This window comes from Halpernia sp., assembly GCF_048269545.1.
Lineage (GTDB): Bacteria > Bacteroidota > Bacteroidia > Flavobacteriales > Weeksellaceae > Halpernia.
The window spans coordinates 630,248-651,588 of the sequence record NZ_JBLXIJ010000001.1; the positions used below are offsets into that span (position 1 = coordinate 630,248).

At 29.8% G+C, this 21,341-nt stretch carries 20 protein-coding genes; 12 read left to right on the forward strand and 8 right to left on the reverse strand.

What is annotated here, in order from left to right; genetic code table 11:
- Positions 1–3: 3 nt before the first annotated feature.
- From ACN0WB_RS02895 to ACN0WB_RS02910, 4 genes are all read right to left on the reverse strand, one after another.
- Positions 4–1,005 (reverse strand): type II toxin-antitoxin system antitoxin SocA domain-containing protein, encoded by a 1,002-nt coding sequence (locus tag ACN0WB_RS02895; protein ID WP_417428647.1) that lies wholly within the window; start codon positions 1,003–1,005, stop codon positions 4–6.
- Entirely contained in the window at positions 1,002–1,349 is a 348-nt protein-coding gene (locus tag ACN0WB_RS02900) for a hypothetical protein (RefSeq protein WP_417428649.1), read from the reverse strand. Before ACN0WB_RS02900 ends, ACN0WB_RS02895 begins: the two co-directional genes overlap by 4 nt.
- Before the next feature lie 174 nt (positions 1,350–1,523).
- Positions 1,524–4,406 carry an Eco57I restriction-modification methylase domain-containing protein gene (locus ACN0WB_RS02905; protein ID WP_417428651.1) on the reverse strand — a complete coding sequence of 961 codons (2,883 nt, stop codon included), beginning with the start codon at positions 4,404–4,406 and terminating at the stop codon, positions 1,524–1,526.
- Between the two features lie 191 nt (positions 4,407–4,597).
- Positions 4,598–6,874 carry an aconitate hydratase gene (locus tag ACN0WB_RS02910; RefSeq protein WP_417428653.1) on the reverse strand — a complete coding sequence of 759 codons (2,277 nt, stop codon included), beginning with the start codon at positions 6,872–6,874 and terminating at the stop codon, positions 4,598–4,600.
- Positions 6,875–7,387: 513 nt separating this feature from the next.
- Here ACN0WB_RS02910 and ACN0WB_RS02915 point away from each other — a divergent pair.
- From ACN0WB_RS02915 to ACN0WB_RS02970, 12 genes are all read left to right on the forward strand, one after another.
- Entirely contained in the window at positions 7,388–7,684 is a 297-nt protein-coding gene (locus tag ACN0WB_RS02915; protein WP_417428655.1) for a CD225/dispanin family protein, read from the forward strand.
- 77 nt (positions 7,685–7,761) lie between these two features.
- Positions 7,762–8,064, forward strand: a complete 303-nt coding sequence (locus tag ACN0WB_RS02920; protein ID WP_417428657.1) for a DUF2752 domain-containing protein — start codon at positions 7,762–7,764, stop codon at positions 8,062–8,064.
- Between the two features lie 27 nt (positions 8,065–8,091).
- Positions 8,092–8,787, forward strand: a complete 696-nt coding sequence (locus ACN0WB_RS02925) for a WG repeat-containing protein (protein WP_417428659.1) — start codon at positions 8,092–8,094, stop codon at positions 8,785–8,787.
- A gap of 171 nt (positions 8,788–8,958) precedes the next feature.
- Positions 8,959–11,076 (forward strand): TonB-dependent receptor, encoded by a 2,118-nt coding sequence (locus tag ACN0WB_RS02930; protein WP_417428661.1) that lies wholly within the window; start codon positions 8,959–8,961, stop codon positions 11,074–11,076.
- A gap of 63 nt (positions 11,077–11,139) precedes the next feature.
- On the forward strand, positions 11,140–11,901 hold the full coding sequence (locus ACN0WB_RS02935) for a T9SS type A sorting domain-containing protein (RefSeq protein WP_417428663.1): 762 nt from the start codon (positions 11,140–11,142) through the stop codon (positions 11,899–11,901).
- Between the two features lie 146 nt (positions 11,902–12,047).
- Entirely contained in the window at positions 12,048–12,722 is a 675-nt protein-coding gene (locus ACN0WB_RS02940; protein WP_417428665.1) for a T9SS type A sorting domain-containing protein, read from the forward strand.
- An 88-nt stretch (positions 12,723–12,810) separates the two neighbouring features.
- Complete coding sequence (locus tag ACN0WB_RS02945; RefSeq protein ID WP_417428667.1) at positions 12,811–13,482, forward strand: hypothetical protein; 672 nt, start codon at positions 12,811–12,813, stop codon at positions 13,480–13,482.
- Entirely contained in the window at positions 13,469–13,990 is a 522-nt protein-coding gene (locus tag ACN0WB_RS02950) for an acyl-CoA thioesterase (protein WP_417428669.1), read from the forward strand. Before ACN0WB_RS02945 ends, ACN0WB_RS02950 begins: the two co-directional genes overlap by 14 nt.
- 121 nt (positions 13,991–14,111) lie before the next feature.
- Entirely contained in the window at positions 14,112–15,062 is a 951-nt protein-coding gene (locus ACN0WB_RS02955; protein ID WP_417428671.1) for an NAD(P)-dependent oxidoreductase, read from the forward strand.
- A 75-nt stretch (positions 15,063–15,137) separates the two neighbouring features.
- Positions 15,138–16,388 (forward strand): serine hydrolase domain-containing protein, encoded by a 1,251-nt coding sequence (locus tag ACN0WB_RS02960; RefSeq protein ID WP_417428673.1) that lies wholly within the window; start codon positions 15,138–15,140, stop codon positions 16,386–16,388.
- Positions 16,389–16,436: 48 nt separating this feature from the next.
- Positions 16,437–18,206, forward strand: a complete 1,770-nt coding sequence (locus ACN0WB_RS02965; protein ID WP_417428675.1) for an Ig-like domain-containing protein — start codon at positions 16,437–16,439, stop codon at positions 18,204–18,206.
- A 2-nt stretch (positions 18,207–18,208) separates the two neighbouring features.
- A complete protein-coding gene (locus tag ACN0WB_RS02970; RefSeq protein WP_417428677.1) occupies positions 18,209–18,667 on the forward strand; it encodes a heme-binding domain-containing protein in 459 nt (152 codons plus the stop codon).
- On the opposite strand, the gene ACN0WB_RS02975 is transcribed toward ACN0WB_RS02970, so the two are convergent.
- From ACN0WB_RS02975 to ACN0WB_RS02990, 4 genes are read right to left on the reverse strand one after another with little or no spacing between them, the layout of a single operon-like run.
- On the reverse strand, positions 18,654–19,169 hold the full coding sequence (locus ACN0WB_RS02975; RefSeq protein ID WP_417428679.1) for an NUDIX hydrolase: 516 nt from the start codon (positions 19,167–19,169) through the stop codon (positions 18,654–18,656). The genes ACN0WB_RS02970 and ACN0WB_RS02975 overlap by 14 nt on opposite strands.
- A gap of 2 nt (positions 19,170–19,171) precedes the next feature.
- Positions 19,172–20,077, reverse strand: coding sequence for a site-specific tyrosine recombinase XerD (gene xerD / locus ACN0WB_RS02980; protein WP_417428681.1), 906 nt, complete (start codon positions 20,075–20,077; stop codon positions 19,172–19,174).
- 6 nt (positions 20,078–20,083) lie between these two features.
- Positions 20,084–20,518 carry a deoxycytidylate deaminase gene (locus ACN0WB_RS02985; protein ID WP_417428683.1) on the reverse strand — a complete coding sequence of 145 codons (435 nt, stop codon included), beginning with the start codon at positions 20,516–20,518 and terminating at the stop codon, positions 20,084–20,086.
- Positions 20,519–21,286, reverse strand: coding sequence for an enoyl-CoA hydratase-related protein (locus tag ACN0WB_RS02990; RefSeq protein WP_417428685.1), 768 nt, complete (start codon positions 21,284–21,286; stop codon positions 20,519–20,521).
- Positions 21,287–21,341 lie beyond the last annotated feature (55 nt).

A 21,341-nucleotide genomic window follows, 5' to 3' on the forward strand; every position in this document is an offset into this window, starting at 1 on the left:
TTATTACATTGCTTTTAAACCAAATGAATAAGAATAATCAATTATATTTTTTGATAAATGATTTTCAATCCAAGAAGTTTCTTCGTGGCAAATTTTCACCACATCTTGTGGTTTTTTATTTTTAAAAAAATCTAATACAGATTGCATAGATTCTATTTCATCATTATTGAAAACATCTGGATTAAAATTTGCTTTAGCGGAAAATTTTTCGCCACTGTTTCCATTATTAAAATCCATATATTCAATTGAAATTTTATTTTCTGTTTCTGTTTTTTTGAAAATCATATCAAATTTTTCTGGGACATTACCGTATTGGATTGCTCTGTAAGATATTCCGGTAATAGATTTCCCTGTTTTTTTATAGTGCAAAAAATCAGTGTAAAACATTAATTTATTTAATGTTGTTTTTAAAGGATTTAATTTTTCCGAAAAAAATACAATTACATTTGTTGTTTTCTCCCAGTTTGGTATGGTGTAACCTGTATATTTTGTGGCTTTTTTTTCTCCAATGATATAATTGTTTACCGCTTCTTTTTGTATGTTTTCTCTTTCAAATTCTGAGATATCTTCTGTTTTTTTTATTAATTTTTTATATTCTTTTTCCGAAAAAATTTCTTTTTTTTCAATTAATAATTGATGAAAAACAGAAGTTTGATTCACCATTTTTATTGTAGTTCCGTTAGAAACACTTGGTATTTCTCCATTTTCGTAAAGTGAATATTGGTTTTCCCCAAAACCTAATAATTCTGACATTTTTTTGGCAGACAAGCCATACTTTTTCCGGAGTGTAATGATTTCTTCTGTAAATGGAATATGAAATTTTTCTCTGTATTGATTATAAATTTGCGCAAAATTAACTTCATCTAATTCTTTGCTTGTGAATTTTTCTTGAGAATCTTCACAAATGAATGTTTGGAAATCTACTTCGAAATCAATTTTTCTAAATTTGAAACTTCTTTTTTCTGTAATTAGTTTCATTTCCTTGTTGGTAATTGGGCTTTTCATAAAAATGATTTTAGAGGATAAGTCATAGAATGTTCTGCGATATGAAAAGAAATACAAATTACTTTACTTAATGGTATCGTAATTTTAATGTAAATTTCTTTTCCTTTTAGTTCTTTACCAAAAATCCACATTGGGTTTGTTCCGTATTCTGTGTTCTTTTCTGGCCCTTTGCAATAATCTTCTGGCTGCAAATTTTTTAAAACTTCTTCTCTTACTTTTGAGGTCAATTGCAATTCCAGATAAGTGTCGTGGTTTTTTTCTCTGTCGGCAAATAGAAAACCAAAAGTAGAACCATTGGCTTTCATTTCTTCTAAAAATGATTTTACTTCAGTTTTACTTGCCATCTTATTTTCCTTTTGCAAAATTACAAAAAATATTTTAAATGATACTTTAAAGTATCATAAACAATTAAAATTGCAATTACATTACACTTTAAAGTTCTTTATATTCTATCATCTAATTTTCATTTCTCTCCACCAAAGCGATTTGTTCAGGTTCTATTTATTTATTTTTTGTCTTCACGAATTTTGCTCTACGAGCAAAATTTCTTCCGCACTCAAATCATACAATTGATACACAATTTCATTAATGCGGAAATCCAGATTATCACATCTTCTTTTGGCAATGTTTTTATCCATTTCGGTTTTGGCGTGTTGCTCTTCTTCTTTGGCTTTTAGCATTTGTTCTACCAATTTTACCAAATCATCGTGAAGATTTTGTTTTTCTGAAGTGATTTTTGGAATGGGAAGTTGCTCAACGTGAGATTTTTTTACTTGTGCTAAAACTTCACCTTTTTCTGGATTTATTTGTTGATAAAAAAAATCTGTTAATTTAGAATTTAAAACGCCTAAAATAAATTTGCAATTATTATTTTGCGGAATAACAATATTCAAATTGTCTCGAGCAATAATATTTTTACCAATTATGGTCGCAATTATTCTGTCTCCTGTTTGTCTAATAATTATTTTCTCATCTGCTTCAAAAATTTCTTTTTTTCGAGGTTCAGCCAACCATTCTCCATATTGAATCCAACTATTTTCGTCCCAGAAATTAATGTATTTATTCATTAAACTTCCTCTTAATAAAGGCAACCAATTTTCTCCAAAAGGTTTTTGGTGATTTACTTTTACAAAAGGTTTTTCTGTAACTATTTCTCTTGTTTGTTTTGGATTTCCTTTGCCAACTTGAAATGGTTTTACACCAACTGTTGAAATTGAAATTTCTTTAATTGAATGAGAATTATTTTTAATTTTATTAAACAATTCCGTTTCTTCTGGTTTTGCTAAAATATTAATGATTTTTCCGTCTTTTGCAAAATTATTCTGATTTAATGTTTGATAAAAAACTGCTTTTTCATTTTCAACTAAATCTATTGTGAAATTATTTTCCTTTTTTAAAGAATTTTTTTCAAAAATAATAACGTGTGTATCTACAACTGCATCAAAAATATGTTTTTTGCTGTGTAATATTTTTTGCCAAAGAAATTCATTAACCAAATATTTTCTAATGTTTGTAAATGTGATAGATTGCAACCAAGTATTTGGAATAATAACGCCTAAAAAACCATTGGTAGAAATTAATTGATGGTATCTTTCTAAAAATAATAAATACAAATCATACTGATAATTTTGATGTTTATAAGTTGATTTAAAAAAATCTAAAAGAAATTTTTCAGAAATTTTCACATACGGCGGATTTCCCACAATTGCATCAAACCCACCATTAGAAAAAACTTTCGGGAACGCTTCCTGAAAACTAAACGGATTCAGTTTGCGCAATTCTTTTTGCCCAAAATCTAAAACACCGTCCATTATTTCCCAACCAATTAAGGAGTTTCCGCATTTTATATTTCCAGACAAATCTGGCAATATTTTTTCTGCAAAAAGCACATTCATATCATTTGCAGTTGCCATTGTTTCATCTTCCAATAACTTTAAGAACAAAGAAACTTGTGTCACTTCCGTTGCTTGTTGGTCGATGTCAATTCCGAAAACATTGTTGGTTAAAATCTGTTGTTTTTGCTTAATACTTAAAACAAATATTTGGTTTTCATTATCAAAAATACAACCTGCTTTTTTGGCTTCGTTTGGGTTTTCATTAAAATATTTTAAATGATAATCTAATAAAAATTCATAAACGCCAATCAGAAAACTTCCGCTTCCACACGCAATATCTGCAAAAGTGAGCGCAGAAATTTGTTTCGGAGTTTTGTTTGCAATCAATTTACCAATCGTGTTTTCTACAATATAATCTACAATATATTTTGGCGTGTAAAAAACGCCACCTGCTTTTCGAACTTCGGGTTTTAACTCAATACTTGCTTTTCCATTTTCAATGATAATTATTTTTCCTAAAAACCGTTCATAGATATTTCCTAAAATATGAATGGGGAAATAATTAAAATCATACGGCGTATTTGTATGGTCTAAATCTGTGCAAATACTGCGAAATAGTTCTTCATTTGCCCCCTGAAAATCATCATCTATAAAATGTTTTTTAAAAATAATACCGTTGTATTTTGCATCAAATCTTTTGCAGGTTTCTACAAATTTTTGCCAAGGAAATTGCGCTGTTGCAATATGATGCATTACATCATCTGGTTCTATTTGTTTGTCTTCCAAAAAGCGCATAAAAACCAATCGGTCAATGGTTCTTTGCGTTGCTTCTGTGAGTTCATAATCTTCCAAATTGGGATTATTTTGGTAGAAAGCAAGAGCGAGATTTTTGCGGATTTCATCGATGTATTCTAAAAAATCTTCATCAATTGGTTTGAATTTTCCGCCAAAAAGTTTCAATTGTTTTCCGCTTACTTTTGGCTTGGGAAGTTGCTCAATATAATTGCGAAGTTTCCCTTCCGCAACTGCTTCTCTGGAAAATAAAAAATAGATTTCTGCAAATTTTTCTTCGTCTAAAAAATCTTGGTAGTTGTAATATTTTATTTGATTTTGCAGAATGGTTTCAAAATCTGGTTTGAAACGACAATCGATTATTACAAATTCTTGAAAATCGGTAAGAATAGAAATTCCGGTTTGGGAATTCCAACCGTATTTAGCGGTTTGAAAATAGTCGTTTCTATTTTGTCTTAAAAGCCGGGAAGGTTTTTTGGCTTCTACAAAAAATTGGGTTTGCTTGTAATTTGGTGCAAGAGAAAAAGCATAATCTGCTCTTTTCTGACTTTGCATTCCTTCTTGTCTTTGAGGTTTTTCAACTTTTACTTCTTGCTCGAAAGGATTTTTTTGGAAATTGTGCGTTACATCCCAATCGAGAAGTGTAAAAAATTTATCTATAAAATCTTGTCTAACTTCCGCTTCTGCATATTTGGGAGAAACGTAATAATCTTCGTTACTTTTAAAATCTTTTATTAATAATTTTACTTCATCAAACGCAGATTGAAAACTCATGGAAATTTTCTTTAAAAATACAAATTAAAACAGAAAAGACAAATAGAGAAAAGTTTTGAATTTTAAAAAAGAAAGAACAAATTTGTTCTCGAAAATTCAGAAAAGGAAATTCAACTTTTAAAGAAATTTTTAATAAACAAAAAAATCCCTCTCAAAAGAAAGGGATTTCAAGAAAATATTTTTTAAAAAAACTATGCGTTTCTCGCGGCTTCTTTTGCAATTAAGTTTAATGCAGAACCCGCTCTGAACCAATCAATTTGCGCATCATTGTAAGTATGATTGGTTACAATAATATCAGAACTTCCATCTTTATGTTGAAATTCTAAGTGTAATTGTTTACCTACTGAAAATTGATCTAAATCTAAGAAATTCACAGTATCATCTTCTTGGATTTTATTGTAATCTTCTTCATTAGCGAAAGTTAAACCAAGCATTCCTTGTTTTTTTAAATTTGTTTCGTGGATTCTAGCAAAAGATTTTACCAAAACTGCCATTACACCCAAATGTCGCGGTTCCATTGCAGCGTGTTCTCTGGAAGAACCTTCTCCGTAATTGTGATCTCCTACAACAATAGTTGGAACTCCGGCTGCTTTGTAAGCTCTTGCAACTGCAGGAACTTCGCCGTATTCTCCAGTTAATTCGTTTTTAACTTTATTGGTTTCCATGTTGTAAGCGTTTATGGCGCCAATTAACATATTATTGGAAATATTATCCAAATGACCGCGGTATTTTAACCAAGGTCCCGCCATAGAAATATGATCGGTTGTACATTTTCCAAAAGCCTTAATTAAAACTTTAGCATTTGTAATATTTTTTCCGTCCCACGCTTTGAATGGCGACAACAATTGTAAACGATCAGAATTGGGATTTACATTTATTTGCACCGAAGAACCGTCGTGTGATGGTTCTTGATAACCATTATCTCCAACTGCAAAACCTTTTGGAGGAAGTTCTTTTCCAGAAGGTTCATTTAATTTTATTTGTTCGCCACTTTCGTTTGTTAAAGTGTCGGTAATTGGATTAAAATCTAATCTACCTGCGATTGCGATTGCTGCAACTAATTCTGGTGAAGCAACGAAAGCATTTGTATTAGGATTTCCGTCGGCTCTTTTTGCGAAATTTCTGTTAAATGAATGAATGATAGAATTTTTTTCACCTTTTTCTGCGCCTTCTCTGTCCCATTGTCCGATACAAGGTCCACAAGCATTTGTAAAGATTCTTGCGTTTTCAAATTTTCTAAAAGAATCTAAAAAACCATCTCTTTCTGCTGTAAATCTCACTTGTTCAGAACCAGGATTTATACCTAAAATTGCTTTTGGTTTTACACCTTTTGCAACGGCATCTTCCACAACAGAAGCTGCTCTGGATAAATCCTCATAAGAAGAATTGGTACAAGAACCAATTAAAGCCCATTCAATATTTATTGGCCAATCATTTGCGATTGCTTTATCGTGAAATTCTGCAACAGGAGTTGCTAAATCTGGTGTAAAAGGACCATTTAAATGTGGCGTTAAAGTATTTAAATCAATTTCAATGACTTCATCAAAATATTTTTTTGGATTTGCGTAAACTTCTGTATCTCCAGTTAAATGTTCTGCAATTTTATCTGCTGCATCTACAACGTCTTGTCTTCCAGTTGCAGAAAGATATCTGCGCATCGAATCATCGTAACCAAAAGTTGAAGTAGTTGCGCCAATTTCTGCACCCATATTACAAATTGTTCCTTTTCCAGTAGCGGAAAGTGAAGTTGCTCCTTCGCCAAAATATTCTACGATACAGCCAGTTCCACCTTTTACAGTTAGAATTCCAGCAACTTTTAAAATTATATCTTTTGCTGAAGTCCAGCCGTTTAATCTTCCGGTTAATTTTATACCAATTAATTTTGGCATTTTTAATTCCCACGGCATTCCTGCCATTACATCTACAGCATCTGCGCCACCAACTCCAATTGCAACCATTCCAAGTCCACCTGCATTTACAGTGTGAGAATCTGTTCCAATCATCATTCCGCCTGGAAATGCGTAATTTTCTAAAACCACTTGATGGATAATTCCTGCGCCTGGTTTCCAAAAACCAATGCCATATTTATCACAAACAGAACTTAAAAAATTAAAAACTTCTGAATTTTTATTCAATGATTCTTGTAAATCTTTTTCTGCACCCACTTTCGCCTGAATTAAATGATCCGCGTGAGCTGTAGAAGGAACTGCTACTTTTGCTTTTCCTGCTTGCATAAATTGCAATAAAGCCATTTGTGCAGTTGCGTCTTGCATAGCAACTCTGTCTGGAGCGAAATCCACATAAGAATTTCCGCGTGCAAAACTTTGAGTTGCGCCACCTTCCCAAAGGTGAGAATAAAGAATTTTTTCTGCAAGTGTAAGTGGTTTTCCAACGGCGATTCTTGCAGTTGCAATACGCTCTGGATAACGTTCATACACTTTTTTAATCATGTCAATGTCAAAAGTCATATGTTGTTTTTTATCTTAATTTTTTGAAGTTCAAATTTAAGAAATTAAAAATGGATAATCATAAAATTATATTTAGATTAAAGATTTTGATAATAATTCTAATCTATAATTTGATTTCCAAGATATTTTAATTTTAATTCTACATTTTTAAATATAAATTTTTTCTCTCTATAACTGTCTAAAATATATTGTTTTAAATTTAAAATAGATTCTCTATATTGTGTGTTTCATAATCAAAACGTTCGTGTTTTACTTGCTCTTTTTTCAGAAGATTTCAACCTTTTATAATCTCTTGTAGCATATCGAGCATCACCAATTCTTTAATGTTTGTTTTCTGAAATTTTTTATGCTTTCGCTTTTCCAGCTCTTCACAATAATCTACAAGTTTTATTACTTCTGGTTCTTAATTATAAAATTATCAACATAACATTCAAATTAGAGACAAAAAAGAGTTTTTATGTTTAAAGAATTAAATTAATTCTTAAAAATTAATATATTTACTAAAAAATAATTATGGAAAATTACAGCAATCCTTCTCCAGTCAATCCCAATGCAGTGCCACCAAAAACTTGGTTAGTAGAATCTATTTTAGTCACAATTTTTTGTTGTCAAATCTTAGGAATTATCAGTATAATTTATGCTGCAGGTGTAGAATCAAAATTTTATCGTGGTGATGTTGCAGGAGCAGAAAGTGCCTCTCGAACTGCAAAAACTTTAGTTATTGTAAGTGTTGGAACTGGTTTACTAAGTGTTATATTATTTATGGCATTTGGAGGAATGGCAATTCTTAGTGGTTTGATTAATAGATAATGTGGATTAAAGACAATAAATTTCTTTTTTTAATTATAATTTCGATTTTAGCATGTGGAATAATATTTTATTATTACATGAATCCACTTTCTAACTCATTTCTAATTAAATGTCCGTTCAAAACTGTAACAGGTTTAGATTGTCCTGGTTGCGGAAGTCAACGTGCCATTCATGAAATATTGCACGGAAATTTTAAACAAGCATTTTCTTACAACCCTTTATTTATTATTGCAATTCCTTATGTTTTTACGGGGATTTTATTTGAATGGTTTTCTCTAAAATATAAATTTCCAAGAACACGAAAAATTCTATTTGGAGCAAATGCAATCTATGTAATTGGGATAATTATCATTTTATTTTTCATTTTTAGAAATTTATAATGGTTAGTAAAACACAATAAAACACAAATGAAATCCATTCTTACATTATTTTTGGTAGTAATGAGTCTTTTATATGAATCTCAAAACTCGAATATTAGAAAAGATTCATTAATTCAAAATGAATTCGCAACTTTAATTCCATACAAAATAAAAAACAAAGTAGTTTATGTAAACCAAAAACACAAAATGATAATTGCGCCACAGTTTAGTTTAGGAATGTTTTTTAATGAAGATTGCAACTTACTAAATTCACCTAATGAAAAAGTTCGAACATTTGGTAGTAGTGATTATGCAACTGTAGATTTAAATAAAATAACTTACAGAATAGATAAAAACGGTAAAAAAGTTTATACTTTTATAAAAACCGATTTGGGAAAATGTCCATCAAGTTATAAATCTCAAAAATATAAAGCTTATGAAATGAAAGGTTTTTATGGTTTGGTTGACAAAAATTATATAGATGAAGCAAACCCAAAAGATTTTGTAATTTATCCACAATATCAAAGATTGCATGTGATGGAAGGAGATGATATTAATAATCCGATGTTAGTTGGAATTAATAAAGACAAATTTGGAGTGATAGATAAAACCGGAAAAATTATAATCCCGTTTATTTATAATGATATTAAACTAAACTATAGTTGGAAATTAGGCAAAATGTTCGAAGTAAGTAAAGACGGTAAAAATTATTTCTATATTAATCAAAATAACGTCGCTTATTAATTTTTTTTAATTATTTTTGTGACAAGAAAAAAGGGGTGCTGTAAAAAGCTGAGATGATACCCAATGAACCTAGAACAGATAATGCTGTTTAGGGAAAAACACCAAATTTTTGGTGATCGTATCTTATTATTTCCCCTTTTATTCTAATAATTTATTAAAAAAATTAAAAGAATGAAAGGATTTTTTATTTTAGGACTTTGTGCAAGTCCATTATTTTATGCACAAAATACGCAACAGGATTCTCTCAATATAAAAGAGATTGAGTCCGTAAATTTCACCAGAAGATTGCCCGTTTCTAAAGACATTATTAATGTTGAAAAGGATTTAGGAAATAAAAATCTAGCGCAAGACTTACCAATTTTACTAAAAAATCAAACTTCAGTTTTATCAACTTCCGACGCTGGAAACGGAGTTGGATACACGGGATTTAGAATTCGCGGTGTTAGTGGAAATGGAATTAATGTCATGTTAAACGGCGTTCCTTACAATGATTCCGAAAGTCAAGGAACTTTCTTTGTAAATGTTCCAGATTTGGCGAGTTCCGCTTCTAATATTATTATTCAGCGCGGCGTTGGAACTTCCAGTAATGGCGTTTCTGCTTTTGGAGCGAGTGTCAATATTTTATCTAAAAATCCGTCAGAAAGATTTTATATAAAAACTGATGAAAGTTATGGTTCATTAAATACGTATAAATATTCCGCAGAAATTGGCTCAGGTAAATTTTTGAATAATAAATTATCTTTGATGGCGCGTTACTCAAAAATACATTCCGATGGTTATATTGATCGCGCTTTTTCAGATTTAAATTCTTATCAATTCACAGCGCTTTTTGAAACCAAAAAAACAAAATTACGTTTCCTCACTTTTGGTGGAAAAGAAAAAACCTATCAAGCTTGGAACGGAATTGATAAAAAGACTTGGGAAACCAATCCTAAATTTAATATTTCTGGCGCAATTTACGATCCCACTTTTACCAATATTATTGGGTTTTATGATAATGAGACAGATAATTATAAACAAAATCATTATCAATTACTTTGGGAGCAAAAACTAAATGATAAATGGAATTTAGAAACCACTTTTCACTATACAAAAGGACAAGGTTACTACGACAATTACAAACAAGATGCGAAATTTTCTAAATACAATTTACCGAATATTTTTGTAAATAATTCTGAAGTAAAACGCACAGATTTCATCCGTAAAAAATGGTTGAACAATGATTTTTACGGCGTGGTTTCTACTTTATTTGGAAAATTTGAAAACTTAGATTTAAATTTTGGCGCAGTTGCAAATCAATATTTTGGACGACATTTTGGGAATGTTTCGGGTGTTCAATTTCCGCAAATCAATGAATTTGAATATTACAGAAACACGTCTTTAAAAAATGAAGTTGCAAGTTTTGCAAAAGCTTTAATTAAAGTAAATAATTTTGAATTTTTCGGAGATTTGCAACTCAGAAATATTACTTATTCTACTGAAATTATTCAGCAAGGCGATGATGAAGGTTTAAATTTAGATAAAAACTGGCTCTTTTTTAATCCAAAATTTGGCGTTAATTACAGAATAAATGGCGGTAAAATATTTTTCTCTTATGCTCATGCTCACCGCGAACCAAACCGAGATGATTTATTCTCAAATCCAGAAACTCAAGCAGAAAAACTTCACGATTTTGAAGCTGGTCTCGAGAAAAAATTTGGAAATGCCTCACTTACAGCCAATCTTTATTTTATGAATTATGAAAATCAGTTGGTTTATAATGGACAAATTAATAATGTTGGAGAATTTATTCGTGTGAATTCTGGGAAAAGCTACCGCGCAGGAATAGAAGTTTCTACTTTAATTCCGATTTCAAAACAATTTCAATTGGCTGGAAACTTCACTTTAAGCCAAAATAAAAATAGAAATTTTATCGTAGAAAATGGAAATTCGGTACAAAATCTAGGAAATACTTCCATTTCTCTTTCACCGAATATAATTTCTAATCTCAGTTTGCAATATTCTCCTACAGAAAATTTAAATTTTAAAATTCAGAATCAATATGTAGGAAAACAGTATTTAGATAATACAGAAAATAAACTTTATAAATTAAACGCTTATTTGCTCTCAGATTTTATGGGAGAATATCATTTGAAACTTAATAAAAATGAACTCACTTTTAATCTTTTAATAAATAATATTTTTAATAAAAAATATGTAAACAATGGTTATGTTTACAGCGGACCTTATTACTTTTCTCAATCTGGGACATTAGTGACAATGGGTGTTTCATGGTTTTTTTTTAAATAATTTTTATTTTGGTATCAAAAAATTTATACATTTGTATAATAATCTAACTTAAAATTTATTAAAATGAAAAAACTTTATTCTCTGATGTTAGTAATTCTTGCTACATCTATTTTTAGCTTTAGTTTAAAAGCACAAGATGCTGGTATTTATGAAACTTATGTTATATTAAACATAAATAGCGCCGGAAATTCCTATTATGATGCACAAGCAACAACTGGAAACACAGATTTTAATGGTGCAAATCTCGGTACATTTTATAATACTCAAAGTTTAGTTTTTGCAGGTGGTCAAATAAAAACCTGGAAAAATGGTGGTGCAGATGTTACAGGAGCAAATGTTTATTATAAAGTTTATAAAACTGGAGATGTAGCAGCTTTTACAACCTTGAATGCAGGTTTTAAATCGGATGATGGCGGCGGGAATCAGACTTGGGAAAAAGCTGATGGAACCACAAATATTTTATCAGGTTTAACGAATGGAGATTATAATCTTGAAGTTTATTTTGACGCACCAACAAGTGTTGGTACAAAATACTCAAATAACGGTGGCCCAAATTACAAAGCTACTTTTACAATAGATAATACACTTGCTGTTTCAGATTTACAAAATGCTAAGAAAAATTCTTTTGTCGCAGGTGGTAAACTTTATACAAAATTAGCAGGAAATCTGGATGTTACAGTTTATGATATGAGCGGTAAAATTGTAAAAAAATCTCAAGTAAAATCTTTAGATTCTGCTTTAGAACTTAATGTTCCACAAAGAGGAACTTATATTGTAAAAGTTTCTAACGGAAAAGAAGTAGAAACAGTAAAATTTATTAAATAATTCCTCTGTTTTTATAATTTTAAAGACTGCTTTCTTGCAGTCTTTTTTTTATTTTTAATTGTGTAAAAAAGTTTAAAAATTTATTAAATAGTTGATGTTTAATTAAATAAAGAATTATAATTTTGTATAATAAAAAATCTTTTAAAATGAAAAAACTTTATTCTTTTTTGCTTTCAATAGCAATTATCTCCATTAGTTTTGCACAAGTGCAAACAGAGGTTTTGAGTCCCGGTGTTTATAAAATTACTTATGGTGCAACTAATGATTACACAACTTATGATCCTGGTTTTGGGGTGCCTACTTTTTATGTACATGTTTTTATTTCAGCAGCAGATAACTCTCAAAATGTTGCGTATAACGATGCCTGGACAAATTCTACAGTAACTATGAATTTTGATTCCGGAGTTGGAGCTTATGTAGGAACAATAGATTTAAATACTAAACTTTTTACCAACACTAATAATACAGTTCCACAGGGAACAACAGTTAATAAAGTTGGAATGGTTTTTAAAGATTTGCAAAATGGAGCAACTAAACAATCTGCAGATCTGTCTATTAATCTCACAACTATTTTAAGTGGTTTAGCTGTAAATGATTTACAAAATGCAAAGAAGAATTCTTTTGTCGCAGATGGTAAACTTTATACAAAACTATCAGGAAATCTTGATGTTACAGTTTATGACATGGGTGGGAAAATTGTTGAAAAATCTCAAGTAAAATCTTCAGATTTTGGATTAGAACTTAACGTTCCGCAAAGAGGAAATTATATTGTGAAAATTTCTAACGGAAGCCAAACAGAAACTGTGAAATTTATTAAGTAAATTTTTAATTGTTTAAAAATATAAGACTGCTTTTTGGCAGTCTTTTTTTTATTGTACAAAATACTTTAAATTTGTGCAAAATATGGGAATGACAGATTTAATTTCAAAATATTTATTAATAAAAAAAGAAGTAAAAATACCAGATTTTGGTTCTTTTAAATTGATAGATTCTGCTGCTTTTTATGATGAAAAATCTGCCGCATTTTTACCGCCGGGAAAAGAAATTATTTTTGAAGTTAATTACGATTTAAAAGATTTAAATCTAACCGATTTTTTAGCTAAAGAAGGAAATAAATCAACACAAGAAATTTCTGATAAATTAATTGAACTTACTACTTATTGGAAAAATACGCTTGAAGCAAAACACGAATTAGAAATTCAAGAATTCGGTAATTTTTATACTACTGAAAATAGCCTAGTTTTTAAAGGGAAACGTTTTTCCCGAGAAAATCCAGATAATTTTGGGTTGGAAAAAATAAATTTATCCGAACTTAAAACTAAATCTCTAAATTTTGAAAAACCATCCGAAACTGATTATAAAACCAATAATAATAAATTGTGGTGGTTGCTTTTTATAATTCCTGCAGCTGCAATTGTTTATTTTACAACTCAAAAACCAGAACTAATTTTTGGTAAAAAATCTTTTAAAAATCTGAATAAAACTAAAATAATTCCAATTCTTAAAAAAGGAAATATTAAAAGCGATACAATAAAACCTGATTCTATTCCTACTCAAAATAACATCAATGCCAAAAAATAAAAAACCTGTAAGCGAATCTCGCACGGTAATGACAAATATTGTTTTACCCAATGAAACCAATTCTTTAAGAAATTTATTTGGTGGCGAACTTCTCGCAAAAATGGATCGTTGCGCAGCAATTTCTGCGGCAAGACATTGTGCAAGAAGAGTTGTAACCGCTTCAGTAAATCACGTTTCTTTTTCACATCCAATTCCAGAAGGCGGAATTGTAGTTTTAGAATCAAAAGTTTCACGTGCATTTTCTACCTCAATGGAAATTTATGTGGATGTTTGGTTAGACGATCCAATAAAACAGACAAAAATTCATACAAATGACGGAATTTATACTTTCGTCGCTGTAGATGAATACAATATGCCGGTTCCCATTCCAGACGCAATTCCAGAAACGGAATTAGAAATAGAAAGATGGGAAGCTGCTTTGCGCAGAAAAGAATTATCGCTTATTTTATCAGGAAGAATGAAAGCAAAAGACAGCGTGGAATTGAAAAAATTGTTTGCGCCGGAATAGATGTTTAAACATAAATGACACAAAAATTTTTTCTTTAGAACACAAATGACACGAATTTGGATGGTTTAATTTTGAAAATAGAAAAAAATTTGTGTTTAAAGAATCATGTTAAAAAGCCAAAATGAAAATACTACTTTTAGATAAAAACCATCCTTTAATTGAAGAACAGCTTTCTGCAAAAGGATTTACTTTTGAAGAAGATTTCACTTCCACTTATGACGAAATTTTAAATAAAATTTCAGATTTTGAAGGTATAATAATTCGAAGTAGAATTCCTTTAGACGAAAATTTTTTAAGAAAAGCTAAAAATTTGAAATTCATTGCAAGAGTTGGTGCAGGAATGGAAAATATTAATATAGAAGTTGCAAAAGAATTAGGAATTACACTTTTTAATTCTCCGGAAGGAAACAGAGATGCTGTTGCAGAACAAGCTTTAGGAATGCTTTTATTATTAATGAATCGTTTAATTATTTCCTCGGAAGAAGTAAAAAGAGGAATCTGGAAGAGAGAAGAAAATCGCGGTGATGAAATTTATGGCAAAACTTTTGGAATCATCGGCTACGGTAATATGGGAAAAGCCCTTGCTAAAAGATTGAGTGGTTTCGGTGCAAAAGTTATTTTTCACGACATTCTTCCTAATTTATCTGATGAATTTGCAAGCCAAGTTTCTTTAGAAGAATTGCAGAAAAATGCTGATTTCATCAGTTTACATTTGCCGATTAATGAAAGTACGCATTACATTATTAATGAAGATTTTATTTCTAAAATGCACAAAAATTTTTATTTAATTAATACTGCACGCGGAAAAAATGTAGAAACTTCTGCACTTGTTAATGGTATAAAATCTGGTAAAATTAAAGGTGCAGCTTTAGATGTTTTAGAATTTGAAAAAGCTTCTTTTGAAAATATTGATACTGCTACTTCACTTAACAAAAAAGAAAAAGAGAATTTAGAATTTCTTTTAAATTCAGAAAAAGTAATTATTACACCACATATTGCAGGTTGGACTTTGGAAAGTAAAGAGAAATTAGCACAATTTATTGTAGATAAAATTCTGTTAAAATATTCTTAATCTTTCTTTCTAAAAGCACTTTTTAACAGATTATTCTTACATTCGTTTTTCTTTAAAAAAACTTGCTGATAAATAATGCTGTACAGAAATTTTCTCCTTTTATGCCTTGCTTTTAGTTTAACTTCTTGTAAAAAGAATTCCGATTCCGATAAAAATTCTTACCAAACCACGCTTCCAAATTTTGGAAATGTTGATGTTGATAAAATCTTTACAGAACAGAATATAAAAATACAGAACGAAGATTCTGTTAAAAAAACCATTCAAAATTATTACGAAAAAGTTTGGGAAAAAGGAAATTTAAGTGGTGGTCTTTTAGTAGCAAAAGGAAATAAAATTATTTTTGAAGATTACCGAGGTTTTGGTCGTGAAAATGAACAAATGCCCATTAATGAAAACACGCCACTTCACGTTGCTTCAGTTTCTAAAACTTTAACAGCAATGGCGACAATGAAATTAGTAGAAGGTGGTTTGCTTAAATTAGACGATCATTTAACTAAATTTTTTCCAAAATTTCCTTATCCACAAGTGACGGTCTTTAATCTTTTAACTCAAAGAAGTGGCTTACCAAAATATGAGTATTTTATTGAAAGAATAAAACCTGAACCAACGGAACTTTCAAAAAAATATCTTACCAATCAAGATGTTTTAAATCTTTTAGAAAAATACAAACCAGAGCTCGCAAAACCTGTAAATTCTGGCTTTATGTATTGCAATACCAATTTTGCTTTATTGGCTTTAATCTTAGAAAAAGTCACTAAAACACCTTTTCCACAAGCGATGCAAGAAATCATTTTCAAACCTTTGAAAATGGATCATACTTATATTTTTCAGGAAAAAGATACGGCAACTGCGGCGCAATCTTTTTTTAACGGTGGAAATAAACTTTATCCTTTGGACCGACTTGATTTAATTTATGGTGATAAAAATGTTTACACAACGCCACGCGATTTATTAAATTTTTCTAAAGCACTTTTTGCGAAAAATTTTCTAAGAGAAGATTTAATGAGACTGGTTTTTGAACCACACAGTAATGAAAATCCCGGAATTAATAATTACGGAGTTGGTTTTAGAATGAAAATCTTTGATAATGGTGAAAAACTTACTTATCATAACGGTTGGTGGCACGGAAGTAACGCTGTTTTTGCGCATTTGCTGAAATCAAATGTTACGATTGTTGCTATTGGAAATAAATATTCACAACGTGTTTATTCTGCTTTAGCGCTTTCCAGTTTATTTGAAGATTTTCCTTACGAAAAGGAAAAACTATTAAAAGTAACCACACCAAAAGACAGTTTAAAAAACTCGGTGGATGAAAGTTCAGAATAGAAAATTAAATTAATAAAAAACGTAACTTTCCGCCGAATTTTATTATCAATGAAAAATTATTTTTATTTAATTTTAATTACACTTTTTACAATTTCTTGTGCTCGAGTTGGTTCCCCAGTTGGTGGAAAAAAAGATACAATTGCTCCAAAATTTTTAGGTTCAAATATTGATTCTGCTCGTGTAAATGTTCCTCGAAATATAAAAGAACTTCGCTTGGATTTTGACGAATACATTACTTTGAAAGACATTAATAAAAATCTCATTATTTCGCCACCCATAAAACAAATAACGAAAATTATTCCTTCTAATTTGGCGACAAAATTTTTATTAATTCAATGGAAAGATACTTTAGCGGAAAACACTACTTATAGTTTTAATTTCGGTAATTCTATTATAGATTTTAATGAAGGAAATCCGCTTCCTTATTATAATTTTGCTTTTTCTACGGGCGATAAAATTGATAATTTATATATTAGTGGAGTTGTGAAAGATGCTTTTGCGAATGGAAAAAATAGTACCGCAAATAAAGATCAAAATATTGTTGTTGGTTTATTTCAAGTGAAAGATTCTATGGATTTTCGTCAAAAACCATATTACATTACAAAAGCGGATCCAGATGGTTATTTTGAACTAAATTATCTCTCTCCAGGAAAATATAAAATTATAGCTTTTGAAGATGAAAATAGCAATTCTGTGTTTGATAATGGAAAAGAAAAAATTGGATTTCAGAAAGAAGACATTGATTTAAAACAAAATATTTCTGGTTTAAATTTAAAAATTTATCCTTCTAAAAAACCACAAAAATATGTAGAATGGAAATCGCAAACTGGTGGAATTTTACTTTTATTTGAAGGAAATCCAGAAGATGTGAAAGTGACATCTAATGATAATTTGCTCAAAAATTATAAAGTTATTCATCAACCAAAATCCGATAGTGTAAATATTTATTTTGACGCACAACGCGAAAATATCGGTTTGCAAAATTCACAGAATTTGAAATTTAAATATGAAATTGGTTCAAAGAAAGATAGTGTTTCATTATTTTATAAACATGATCCAAAAAATCTAATGGAATTGAGCAATAGAAATGGAAATTTGTTGCCACCGAAAAAAGATTTTAAAATCTATTCTAATTTACCTGTAGAAAATATTTTACCTGAAAAATTCTCATTGGTTTCGGATAGTTTAAAGCAAGATTTTAAAGCGGGAATTTCAAAAACAAATCCGCATGAAATTTTTATAAAATCTGATTTTAAAGAAGGAAAAAAATACCAATTAACGGTTTTAAAAGAATCTGTTTCTTCTTATTTTGAAAGCATTGAGAAATCTTACCAATTTAATTTTGAGATAGATAAAGCTGAAAATTATGGAAGTTTTACTTTAAATTTAATAAATAAACCAGAACATCCATTTTGGATTGAACTTGTAAATAATGAGGATAAAGTTGCTTATTCTAAAAAATCAACAGAGTTAGAAAATAAATTCACAGAGCTAAAACCAAGGGTTTATTCTGTCAGAATTTTGGTGGATAATAATGAAAATGGAGTTTGGGACACCGCAGATTTTATGACACAAACCTACGCAGAAGATGTATTTTCATTTAATAAAAAATTAGAGGTAAAACCTTTTTGGGAAATTGTAGAAAGTTGGGATTTGCAAAATCAGGCTCCAATTGATGAATCTGAAAATTTACCAGAAATTGCGCCACAAAATAAACAAGAAAGCAAGTCAAAAGAATTTCAAAAAAGCCCTGATTTACCACCGATAAGAAGAGATAAAGTTCTCCCGAAAATGAAGGAAAAAGTTCTCCAAAAATAAATATGAAAACATTTAAAACAATCGTATTTTGGTTTTTGATTGGGATTTCACTTATTCAATTTATCCCAATTGATAGAGAAAATAAACCTGTGAAAAAATCAGAAAACTTTGTCGAGGTTTTAAATTCGCCACCAAAAGTTCAAAATTTGCTAAAAAATGCTTGTTACGATTGTCATTCTAATGAGACAAAATATCCAAATTATGCTTTTATAGCGCCACTTTCTTGGGCTGTAAAAAACCATGTGAATGATGGAAGAGAACATCTGAATTTCTCGGAATGGGCGACTTTTAATTCGGATTTGAAGAAAAATATGTTAGAAAATTCAATCTCGGATTTAGAACAATATAAAATGCCGATGTCTGCGTATATTGCGTATCATCCGAAAGCGAATATTACAAAAGCAGATAGGCAAATTCTTATTAATTATTTTGAAGCATTATTGAAATCTAAAGAATATTAAAATATTTTTTTAAAAATTTTCTTTGGGAATCAAAAGCTAAATCTTTAATTTTTAGTTCATTTTGTTTTAACCAAACTACTTCAGAAACTTCTTCTAATTGGAGATTGAGTTGCGTTTCTTTTTCTATTTCATAAAGATAAAACAAATCTAAAGTATTGTATTTTATATTTTTAAAAAGATAAGTGTTTGGTAAACTTCCCAAATATTTTAAATTTTCAGGTTTAATATTTAGGTTTAATTCTTCTTTTAACTCTCTTTTACAAGTTTCTTCAGAAGATTCGTTGGTGTCTGTAAATCCACCGGCTAAATCTAAAAAGCCTTTTTGGGGATTTTTATTTCTACAGGTAAATAAATATTTGTCTTTAAATTTTATTAAAACTGCGACTGCAGCTGCGCAATTTTGATACATTACAAAATCACAATTGCTGCAAGTTAATTTTGAATCCTGATCCCAAATTAAAGTTTGATGTCCACATTTTGGGCAAAATGATAACTCTTCCATTATTACTTTTTATTTCTAGGATGATAATTTAAAATCACATTTCGCAATTCTTCAGTTTGCAAATGCGTATAAATTTCAGTTGTTGTAATACTTGAATGTCCCAACATTTCTTGAATATACCGCAAATCCGCACCATTCTGAAGTAAATGTGTCGCAAATGAATGCCGAAAAGTGTGTGGTGAAATTGTTTTATTAATATTTGCTTTTTCTGCTAATTCTTTAATAATAATAAAAACCATCACGCGTGACATTGCAGAACCGCGTCTATTTAGGAAAACTACATCTTCGTGTTTTTTCTTTATTTTTATATTTATTCTACACTCTTTTAAGAAATCTAGAATTACTTCCGCTGTAAAATCTGCAATAGGCACAAAACGAGTTTTATTTCCTTTTCCATCTACACTCAAATAATTTTCTTTAAAATTTATGTTAGAAACTTTTAGGTTTACTAATTCGGAAACTCGTAAACCGCATCCATAAAGCGTTTCAACGATACAATAATTTCTTTGTCCGAGAATAGAACTGCGATCAACGGCTTTTATAATTTTTTCTATTTCATTCACAGAAAGCGTGTCGGGTAAATAAATTCCGAGTTTTGGACCTTCTAAAAGTGAAGTAGGATTGTCTTCTCTAATTTCTTCTTCTACTAAAAAATTGAAAAATGATTTTATGGAAGAAACCCATCTTGCTTGTGAACGTTCGCTAAATTTTTGTTTGCTATTTTGAAAAAGATATTCTTGGATTTGTTCGTAGGAAATATTTTCTGGCGTAACATTATGCAAATTTTCTAATGCAAAATTCTTAATCTTATTAACGTCTCTTAAATAAGCGTCTAAAGTATTTTTTGAAAAACTCTTCTCCAATAAAAGATAGTTTTCATAATCCTTAATTTTTTCACTCCATTCCATTTTTATTTAAGATTGAAAAAGTTGGTTTTCATCTATTTTTAACACTTCAATTTCGTGTTCCTTTAAGAAAGAAATTCCATCGAAATCAGAGTAATCTTCTATATAAACCAACTTTTTTATTCCGGCCTGCAAAATAAGTTTGCTGCATTGTTTGCAAGGTGAAAGTGTAATATAAAGTGTGGCTCCTTTTGCAGATTGAGTACTTGTTGCGAGTTTTAGAATTGCATTGGCTTCCGCGTGTAAAACGTACCAAAGTGTATTTCCTTCATTATCTTCACAGCAATTTTCAAAACCAGAAGGCGTTCCATTATAACCATCAGAAATTATCATTCTGTCTTTTACAATAAGCGCACCTACTTTTTTTCTTTTGCAATAAGACAATTTTGCCCATTCCATCGCCATTTTTAAATAGGCTTTATCAAATTTTGTAATTTTTGCCATTTAAAAATTGGGTTTCCTTTTTTCTAAAAATGCACTCACACCTTCTTTTTTATCCTCTAAATCAAACAATTCACCGAAAGATTTTATTTCAGTTTCAAAGCCTTCTAAAGTATTATATAAATTGACTGCTTTTATTGCTTTTTGAATGGCGAGTGGAGAATTTCGAGAAATTGTAATTGCTAATTCTAAACATTTACTTAAAAGTTCTTCGCTACTGAAAACTTCATTTACCAAACCAATTTCTTTTGCTTTTTGTGCAGAAATCATTTTTGCGGAAAAAATCATTTCATTTGCCATTCCTTTCCCTACTAATTTTGGTAATCTTTGTGTTCCGCCGTAACCGGGAATTAATCCTAAAGTAACTTCTGGTAAACCAAGTTTTGCATTTTCTGAAGCATATCTAATGTGACAAGACATTGCCAATTCTAAACCGCCACCTAAAGCAAAACCATTTACAGCTGCAATTACAGGTTTGCTTAAATTTTCGATTTTATTAAATAATTTTTCTTGTCCAAACCGAGCTAAATTTTCTGCATTTGCCGAACCAAAATCACTAAATTCTTTTATATCTGCACCTGCAACAAAAGATTTTTCTCCAGCTCCTGTTAAAATAGCAACACGGCAATCTTTATCTTCATTTATTTCTGAAAAGACGTTTGAAAGTTCTTCAATAATAGTTTTGTTTAAAGCATTTAAACTTTCGGGTTTATTGATTGTAATTGTGGTTACAAAATTTTCTTTGGAAATGCTTAAAAATTGATAGTTCATGGTTTAATTTAAATTTAAAAATGCAATTTATGAAAATTGGATTAAAAAATATTTC